This is a genomic window from Candidatus Hydrogenedentota bacterium (assembly GCA_016791475.1).
Lineage (GTDB): Bacteria > Hydrogenedentota > Hydrogenedentia > Hydrogenedentales > JAEUWI01 > JAEUWI01.
The window spans coordinates 113,224-121,771 of sequence record JAEUWI010000011.1; the positions used below are offsets into that span (position 1 = coordinate 113,224).

Below are 8,548 nucleotides of genomic sequence, written 5' to 3' on the forward strand. Positions count from 1 at the left end.
GCTGGTGGCCGAAGTCTATTGGATTCTCAGGGGAGATACCAAGTCCCGTAGAGGAACTCGGCGGGGCGGGGCTGGCGGCTCTTGAGCGCGTTGGTCGGTTTCCAGCCGGGAGACATCAGCATGGCGCTGCAAAAAAGCGTGGGGCTGATCGTCTCCTGCACCGTGAACTCGCACTGGCGCGTGTTGTAGATCGGGTGGCAGGACCAACGGCGCCACAGCGGCACATCCGGCACCTTGAAATCGATCAGATCCGGCGACAGCACGCCACCGGGGGAACGCCAGACCGTGTCGCGCAAGGTCGTGTGCATGCCCTCCGTGACGCCGTAGACCGTGATGCCGGGTACCGGATCCGCGATGCCGTCCAGCTCGCTCACGCCATGCTGGATGTCGGTCGGATAGCTGTACCCCAGGCCCGTCGTCCACGACATGCCCATCGGGTTCGCACCCAGCATGTAGTCCATATTCAAGATGGCCGAATCGCGATACTTCTGATCCCCCGTGAGCGCGAAGGTCGCCAGCAGGCCCCGGGCCGCGTTGGCCATGTCCGTCGCGCCCCAGGACATCCAGAAATCCTGATTCCGCGGCCATGTGCAGCGATAGGGCATCTCTTCGGTATACGCCAGCAGCGAATCCGCGTGTGTGGTGAAGTGGCTCTTGATCAGTTCCGCACGCTGCGTCTCGGAAACCACCCCGGGTTTGTTCACAATGCCGTAGAATATCCAGGGCGAGTAGTCCACCATGGAATAGGGCCATTTGAACGGTTTGCGCACCTTCGCGATCAGCGCCGGCACGTCCGCCAGATAATCCTTCTTGCCCGAGTAGCGGAACATCCGGACTTTCGCATGAAGTATGAACGGATCAATATACTCCTGCTTCTCCTCCCACGTTAGCGTATAGGGATCGCCCAGCCCCCGGTTCGCCCGGCACCGGATCGTCGTCAGTCCCAGGCTGTTCTTCGGATCCATTCCGAAGGCGTAGGCCCGGTTCGCATACCACGCCCAGCGGCTCGCGCCCGTGGAATCAAAAGGCTTCATGTGTTCCGCAAGCTGGATAGCCGCCGCGGCGAACATCAGCGAGTCCCAACGGGTGCGCCGCGAAAAGGCATAGTCGATGTCCGAATCAATCAAGGGGTGGGTGCTCGTCTCCACGAAACCCGACACACCGCCCGCGGAGTTCATGCTCCGCTGCCACACGAGAAGACCGTAGGCCGCCTCGTCCAGCACGTCCGGAATACCATTGGCCGATTCCGGGAGATTCAACTGCCCGTCGGAAAATCGCTCCGGAGCCATTTCATACGCGTTCAGCAGATCAAAAATCGGCGTGTAGTGCGCATTGTTGCGATCCCAGTCCGCCGCGTCGTGCCATCCGCCGGTTGCGCCGTTCGTCTGGCGCGTCTTGTCCAGCGATCCGCCCACGACGTCAAAGCGCTGATAGCCCGCCGGTGGGTTGAAGATCCCTTTGCCAAAGGCGATCATGTCGCTCTCGTAGATCGGGTCCGTGTGGCACTTGATTCGGGGCCAGTTCGTGTAGGGCGCGCCAAGGGCAATCCCGCAGCGCTGGTGAAACATCCCCCGCGCCGCCGTGTAAAACGCTTCGCCGTAGGCGTCCGGCCCGTGATAGAAGGGCCAGGAACGGCCCACGCCGGGCACACGAATGAAGAAGTTGCCCGTGGCGCTCAGCGCGGAAAAGTCCATCTCATATACTTTTTCACCCGTGAGCAGGGGCGGAACCGTCGACGGGTCGTTGTCTTCGATCAGGGGAACGATTCGGCTGTTGTTGTCCCGAAGGCGGACGGTCCCCGCGAGGACCACCGCGCCCGTGGCCGCGTTGACCACTTCGAAGCGGGGATAGGCGCCGAAATCCATCGGGCCCACTTCGTAGATGTGGCAGCCCATATAGGCAAATTTGCGGGGGGCATCCGGCAGGTAGCCCACCTGATTGGTCTTGATCGCCCGCGATACCGTCCGATTGGTGTCAAACAGGAAGGTCACCCGCTTCGTACCGCGCACCGTCACGGTGTACGTCGTATTATTACGTAGCGGCTGAGGGAGATAAATATAAGAATAATTGATATAGTCCACTTCCGGCCCACCCGTCACCGTCGCGTCTCCCAGACCCACCAGGGTGCGGCCCACCTGAAGCGGGATCAGGGGCACGCGGTAACGCGGATCGGCCGCGCTCGATATCTGGTAGGAAATCGGCAGATCGAGCAGATCTTCCCCCGCGTTGATGCGCCCAAGCGCGTAATACTGTTCGCGGAGCGACCGCATGGTATTGCGCGCCGTCCAGTTCGGGCGATCCGTGTCGCGCGTCGCATCCCACAGCGCCACCGCCGGAAGCATCTTTCCCCCGGAGAGTTTGTCGATCTCGTTCACCACCTCCTGCTCCGTGGACGTGGCGACGATGAGCCAGCGATCCGACAGCACGAGCAACTGCTCCACGCCGTCGTACGTGGGAATGGATATGGGATAAGCCGTTTGAAATTCGGAGAGGCTGGAGGGCGGGGCCGTCTGGGCGACGCCGGAGAGGGGGGGTAGGAAGAGTGCGCATAGGGCCACCAGGGTGGCGGACAGAGATGGTGAGAGAAGGGATGGTTTCAAATGCATAAGATACCTCCGCGGCAACAAAATCGCGTTGCCTGGTTACTGCCCGGTGTGGCGAATAGGTACACCACACCCGTTGTGGGTGTCAGGAATCTGACGGCCTGGTCATCGGTGAGACACCGGCGCTACGCCGGCACAATACGGAATCGGCCAGAATCAGTGGAAACAATGATTTGGCCAGCGCCCTGTGTTTACGGCCAGATACCGTTTACAGAGGCGGACGCCGTGTATCGCATACGTTGTGGAGACGAGCCCCACACCCGCTGACCACTGCAACACCCGACGCCAGTGAGAACATTTTTGTCAACAATTTACAAGCAACGAAATTCTACCATACGATTCGCCGACGCGCAATTCAATACCACAAAAAAAACCAGCAATTTTCGGGTTTGTTCCATACTTGGGCGCGCTTCAGGGCAAATAGTATTTCCCATACAAGGCGGACTCGGGGCGCGCCTTTCGCGAAAGGAGCGCCGCGGGCGGTGTCCAGCCTTCGTTCAACAGCAACGCGCTGCAGAATATCGTAGAACTCATTGTTTCCTGCACGGTGAATTCACACTGGGCGACATTCAAAGTCGGGTGGCACGACCAGCGCCGCCATACGGGAACCTCCGGCACCTTGAACGCGATCAGGTCCTTGGAACCGGGGCCCGCCGGAGAGTTCCAGACGGTGCTTCGAAGCGCACCGTACATCACGCCCGTGATGCCGTAAACCGTGATACCGGGGACCGGATCCGCGATGCCGTCCGTCATGCTCACCTCGTGCTGGATATTCACCGGATAGGCCTGCCCCAGTCCCGTGGTCCACGACATGCCCATGGGGTTCGCGCCCAGCATGAAATCAAAGTTCAGAATTGCCGCATCGCGATACTTGCTCTCTCCTGTCAACGCATGCGCGATGAGAAGCGCCCGGCCCGCGTTGGTCATATCGCTCAGACCAAAGCCCATATAGTAATCCTGATCCCGGGGCCACGTCTGCCGGTAAGGACCGCCGTCCAGATAGCCCACCAGCTTGTCGGCCTGGGGAATCAGGCGCTTCTTCATCAGTTCCTTCCGCTGGCCCTCCGGAATGAAACTGTCCGCGCGGTGACAGAGGCTGAAATAAATCCAGGGAGAATAGTCCATCAGCGTGTAGGGCCAGGCATAGGGCGCCGGAGCGACGGCCAAAGCTTCTTTCACCCCGTCGAGGAATTGCTCCTCCCCGGTCAGCCAGAACATGCGCGCTTTCGCCATCAATAGAAACGGAATCAGATAGGAGTCCTTCTCCTCCCAACTCACCGTGTAGGGCGCGCCACGCCCCCGATCCGCCTTTGCGGGGATCTCGATTTTTCCCAGGCTGTTTGCCGGGTTTGTGCCGAAATCGTAGGCCTTACGCGCCAGGCCCGCCCACCGTTCCGACGCCTCGGCGGCCAACGGCTTCAGATGCTCCGCAAGCTGCGCCGCCGCCGCCGCGAAAAGCAGTGAATCCCAGCGGGTCCGTCGGGAAAACGCGTAAGGGGCGTCTGAATCCATGGGCACGTGGCCGATCGTCTCCACGTGGCCCGAAACCCCGCCCTCCGGCGTCATGCTCTTGGCCCAAACCTCCAACCCAAAGGCCGCCTCGTCCAGTATATCCGGTATGCCGTTGCCCGACTCCGGTAGATTGAGCTGGCCATCCACAAAATTCTTCGGGGCGATCTCATAGGCGTTCAACAGGTCGAAAAGCACCGTGTAGTGCTGATTCCGGCGATCCCAGTCGGCCGCGTCGTGCCAGCCGCCCCACACATGCTCCGTCGCCTTCGACTTGTCCATCGTGGCCGCGTAAATATCAAAAACATTGTAGGGCTTGGGCAGGCCAAACTCTCCGTAGGCAAAGGCCACATAGCCCGATTCGTACACCGGAGCCTGGTGGCAGATCGCCCGCTTCCACGGGGTATGGGCCGGGTCATAGGCCACGCCGCAACGCTGGTGGTAAAGGCCCCGCGCCGACGTGTAAAACGCCTCCCCATACACGTCGTCGCCCACCTGGAAAGGCCAGGATCGCCCCACGCCCGGAATGCGGATGTAGTAGCCGCCCGGTTCGTTCAACGCACCAAGATCGAGCTCGTACACATCCTCGCCCGTGATCAGCGGGGGAACGACGGACTTCTCGCCTTTCTTATCCGCCTTCGGAATGATGCGTGAATTCCTGTCCCGCAGCCGCACCGCACCCTCCAGCGCCACGGTACCGTCCGAGGCCCGAACCACCTCATACTTCGGGTACATACTGCAATCCATCGCGCCAATCTCGTACAGATGACAGCCGAGATAGGCAAACTTCCGCGGCGCATCGGTCAGATATCCCACCTGATTCACCTTGATGGCCCGGGAGATTGTCTGGTCTTCATCGAATCGAAACGTCGCCCGCTTCTTCCCCTGTACCGCCACAGTGTAGGTCCGCCCCGATTCCATCGGCTCGGGAAGGCCCACGTAGGAATAGTGCGCGTAGTCCACCTCGGGCGCGCCCGCATAGCGCGCCGCGCCAATACCCACCAGCACCCGCCCCACCTGGGCCGGCGCGCGCGGTGTGCCATAACGTCCATCGTCGGCGCTCGTGATGCTGTACGACGAAACCGAATCCAGCTCCCCTTCCCCCGCCCGCACCCGCGCCTCGGCGATATACTGCTCCCGAAGTTTGTCCGCCGTCCGCTTGGAGGTCCAGTCCTTCTTGTCGGAATCCCTGGTCTTTTCCCAGCCTTCCGCCGCACGCTTGAGCTGACCATGGGACAGCGCGTCTATCTCCCCCACCACCTCCGCGATGTTGGAGGTGACCACAATCACCCAGCGGTCGGACAATACGAGGACCTGCTCCACGCCGTCATAACTCGGCGCGGGTATTTCCGGTATCGCCTGGGACGACGCAGCCGGACACGCCAGGGCCCCCAGAAGTATCACCACCATCGAAAAAACCGCCGAATACCCCCGGTCCGTCAACCCACTCTGCTTCCGTTTCATGCGCTCTGGCCTCGCTTGTTGCTGCTCATCGGACGTGTCTACCCGCCGTTCCCCGGCATCGCTGCCGCCTGCCGCGCCCGGCGCCAGCACCCGACCCATCGGAAAAGGCTGGGATTGGGCCGAGATAGCCTCGCCGTAAACGGGCGCACCTCGTGCAGGCCGATCCATCACGACGGGTGGCCGGTACGCTGGCGATGCACGTCCGGCGGGAGCCACGACGGGGGGCAGGCGATTTACACCCGCAACTGTGGACTTAATCCACGAGATGCTCCGTAACCGTCTCCGCTCCGCCGTGGCGGCGGCCGTTTTCACTGCGAAGGGGGGCCGCGGCCGGTGCGCCACCTTGTGGGCCGATCATGCCCGCCAGCCGCGCCACCAGCTCCGCCGCCTGGATCTGCACGGCGTCCGTCGCCCCGTGCAGCATCTTTTCCATCGCCACACGGCGCACCGCGCGCATCGCGTCTTCGTCCAGCTCGTCCCCGGCCACCTGGCCCGCGTACGGGCCGGGCAGGTGGAGCGGATCGCGACTCCGCGCTTCGGCGCACTGCCGCCGCGCGCGCTCTATCTCGATACTGTCCGGAAACTCGGCCTGAAGCGCGTCGAAAATCGCCAGCGCTTCGCCATAGTGCCCCGCGCAGTACAGATCCACCGCGCGACCGAACTGTTGCTTGGCATCCATCGAGGGGCGGTTCCGCGTGCCCCATCGACCGCGGGAAGCCGCACCGACCGACGCGGTCGCCTGCGGCTGGCGCGTGGTGGTCTCATGATTGATCGGAATCTTCTCGCCGCACGAGGGGCACTGCCCCATCTTGCCAATGGCCGACCGAGGCACCTGCATCTGCTGACCGCATTCGCAGGTAATGTAAAGTTTTCGCATAAGGCTCTTGTATTCCACTTCGGGCGTTGGTAACACGCGCGCCGAAGTCCAAACGGACCTTGCCGGCTACCGGGCGCGTGGCCCTATTGTACCCTACTTGTTGAGAAAATCCGACAGCGCATCCATCATTTGCTTCTTCTCGAGCTGGCGGCGCTGCTCGGCGCCCGCGTCCGGAGGGACCACCGTGGCCCCCGACGCCGGGCGACCGCCCGATTCGGGACCCAACAGAATAAAACCCACGTCGCCCTCATCTTCGTCGCCTTCCCCGTCTTCCTCCTCGCTTTGCGCCCGCGCCGCCGCCAGCGCCGCCTCCAATTCCGCTATGCGGGCCCGAGAGGCACCCAGGGCTTCGGCGAGATGCTCCTCCTCCACCTGATGCAGCGAAGAAAGCTCTTCATCGCGCTCGCGCCGCGCTTCCAGTTCGGCGATGCGCTGCTCCGCCGCAACCAGGGCCTCCCGAAGGCCCGGTGCATCCAACGCCTCCGCCGCGGACACCCGCTCCTCTTCACGATGGAGCGCCTGGCTCAAATTCATGATTTCGGCCTGAAGTTCCGCCACGGTGTGCTCCAGCGACGCCTTCACCGCCGCGCCCTCCTCCTCCGCGCGCTGAAGCGCGCGGCGAGACTCGGAAAGCTCCGCCTGAAGCGCCGCCGCCACGGGCTCGTGGGAGGCCTTCGCCGCCGCATCCGCGCGGGCCGCCTCCAGCGATTCGTTCAATGAGGCAACCCGGGCCGCGAGTTCCGCCGAGCTCCGCTTCAACCCGTCGTTCTCCGCCGCACTCCGGTCCTGCGCATCCTGAAGCGCCTGTAGTTCCGCAGCCAGCCGCTCCGCGCGACTCTCGGCCGACTTGGCCAGGCGCGCGTTCTTCTCCAGCTCCAGAACCGCGTCGCCCTGGCCCGCCGCCATCAATTGCAGCTCTTCCGTAAGCTTGCGGATCTGCTCGTCGCGCACCGCAAGCTCGCGCTGGAGGTGCTCCGACGCCATGCCGCGCTCGGCCTGTGCGGAAAGCGCCTCGGCCAGCGAGGCCTCAATCGCCACAATCTTTTTCTGGAGCAGCGCCTCGCTCTGGTGGGCGCCGTCCAGCGCCAGGGACGTGTCCAGACGCTCCTGTTCCAACTCTTTGATCCGCGACTGGAGCCCCGCCATCCGCTCTTTGATTTCGTTAAAGAGCAGAACCTGCGATTCCATCGCCGCGATCTGATCCCGGGTGCTCCGGCTCGATTCTTCCCGCTGGGCCTTCAGTTCGCTCAACGACGCATTCAGCGCATTGATCTCGCGATCCTTCTGGAGCAGCAGCAGTGCGCTGTCGCCGGCTTCCGTCGTTCCCTCTTCCAGAATCGACGCCAGGCGATCACGCTCCGTCTCGGCCTGGTGCAACTGAGCCTTGAGGGTTGCAACCGCGCCCTCCAGCGCACGGAGGTTCACCCGATCCGCCGCCGACGTCTCTTCGAGCCGTTGCAACGCCGCCGCCGACGCCCGCAGGGCGACGACTTCCGCTTCAAGCTCGCCGAAAGCGCGGTCGCGCTCGGCGAGTTCAAGGGTTAATTGCTCGCGGACTTCCCGCGCCGCGGCAAGGTCGGCGCGCACCGTCTCCAACTCGACGGTGCGCCCCGCATCGGCCCCCGCCGAGCCATCGCTCAGCGCCTGCTCCAGCTCCGCCACCCGGGCGTCTTTCTGGAGGAGCGACTGGGCAAGGGCGTCGTACTCCGTCCGGAGACGCTCCTGCGCCCCGTCCCGTTCGGAGAGGGCCACACGCGCCTGCTGGAGCAATTCCTCCAGATGCGCGGTGTGTTCCTGCTCTTTCGCCTGGCGCGCCAGATGGATCTTATATTTGTCCGCCTTCGTCGCGGCGTATTGGAGCAAGCGCTGAAGCCGCTCGTAGCCCTCTTCGGGGGGAAGATCTTCCACACGCTGAACCGGGCCGTCTCCGCCCGGAACGATCACCATCCGCTTGCAGACGCGGCACCAACCGTCACGCCCCGCATAGGTGTCGTTAAGGTGCAGTCCTTTTCCGCAATGCTGGCACTTGAACTCTATCATCGTGGCAAGCCCTGTTCATGCCCGCCGGGCGCCGCCGTCGTGGCCGATAAGCCAG

General features: G+C 63.1%; 4 protein-coding genes. All 4 read right to left on the bottom strand.

What is annotated here, in order from left to right:
- Positions 1-26 precede the first annotated feature (26 nt).
- On the bottom strand, positions 27-2,606 hold the full coding sequence (locus tag JNK74_08170) for a glycoside hydrolase family 9 protein (GenBank protein MBL7646148.1): 2,580 nt from the start codon (positions 2,604-2,606) through the stop codon (positions 27-29).
- A gap of 408 nt (positions 2,607-3,014) precedes the next feature.
- Positions 3,015-5,576, bottom strand: a complete 2,562-nt coding sequence (locus JNK74_08175) for a glycoside hydrolase family 9 protein (protein MBL7646149.1) — start codon at positions 5,574-5,576, stop codon at positions 3,015-3,017.
- Positions 5,577-5,829: 253 nt separating this feature from the next.
- Positions 5,830-6,453 carry a hypothetical protein gene (locus JNK74_08180; GenBank protein ID MBL7646150.1) on the bottom strand — a complete coding sequence of 208 codons (624 nt, stop codon included), beginning with the start codon at positions 6,451-6,453 and terminating at the stop codon, positions 5,830-5,832.
- 93 nt (positions 6,454-6,546) lie between these two features.
- On the bottom strand, positions 6,547-8,493 hold the full coding sequence (locus tag JNK74_08185) for a hypothetical protein (GenBank protein MBL7646151.1): 1,947 nt from the start codon (positions 8,491-8,493) through the stop codon (positions 6,547-6,549).
- Between the last annotated feature and the right edge of the window lie 55 nt (positions 8,494-8,548).

What these genes read in the sequence shown, in the direction of transcription:
- JNK74_08185 (MBL7646151.1), bottom strand. Translation starts at nt 8,493, where the DNA reads ATGATAGAGTTCAAGTGCCAGCATTGCGGAAAAGGACTGCACCTTAAC.
- JNK74_08175 (MBL7646149.1), bottom strand. Translation starts at nt 5,576, where the DNA reads ATGAAACGGAAGCAGAGTGGGTTGACGGACCGGGGGTATTCGGCGGTT.
- JNK74_08180 (MBL7646150.1), bottom strand. Translation starts at nt 6,453, where the DNA reads ATGCGAAAACTTTACATTACCTGCGAATGCGGTCAGCAGATGCAGGTG.
- JNK74_08170 (MBL7646148.1), bottom strand. Translation starts at nt 2,606, where the DNA reads ATGCATTTGAAACCATCCCTTCTCTCACCATCTCTGTCCGCCACCCTG.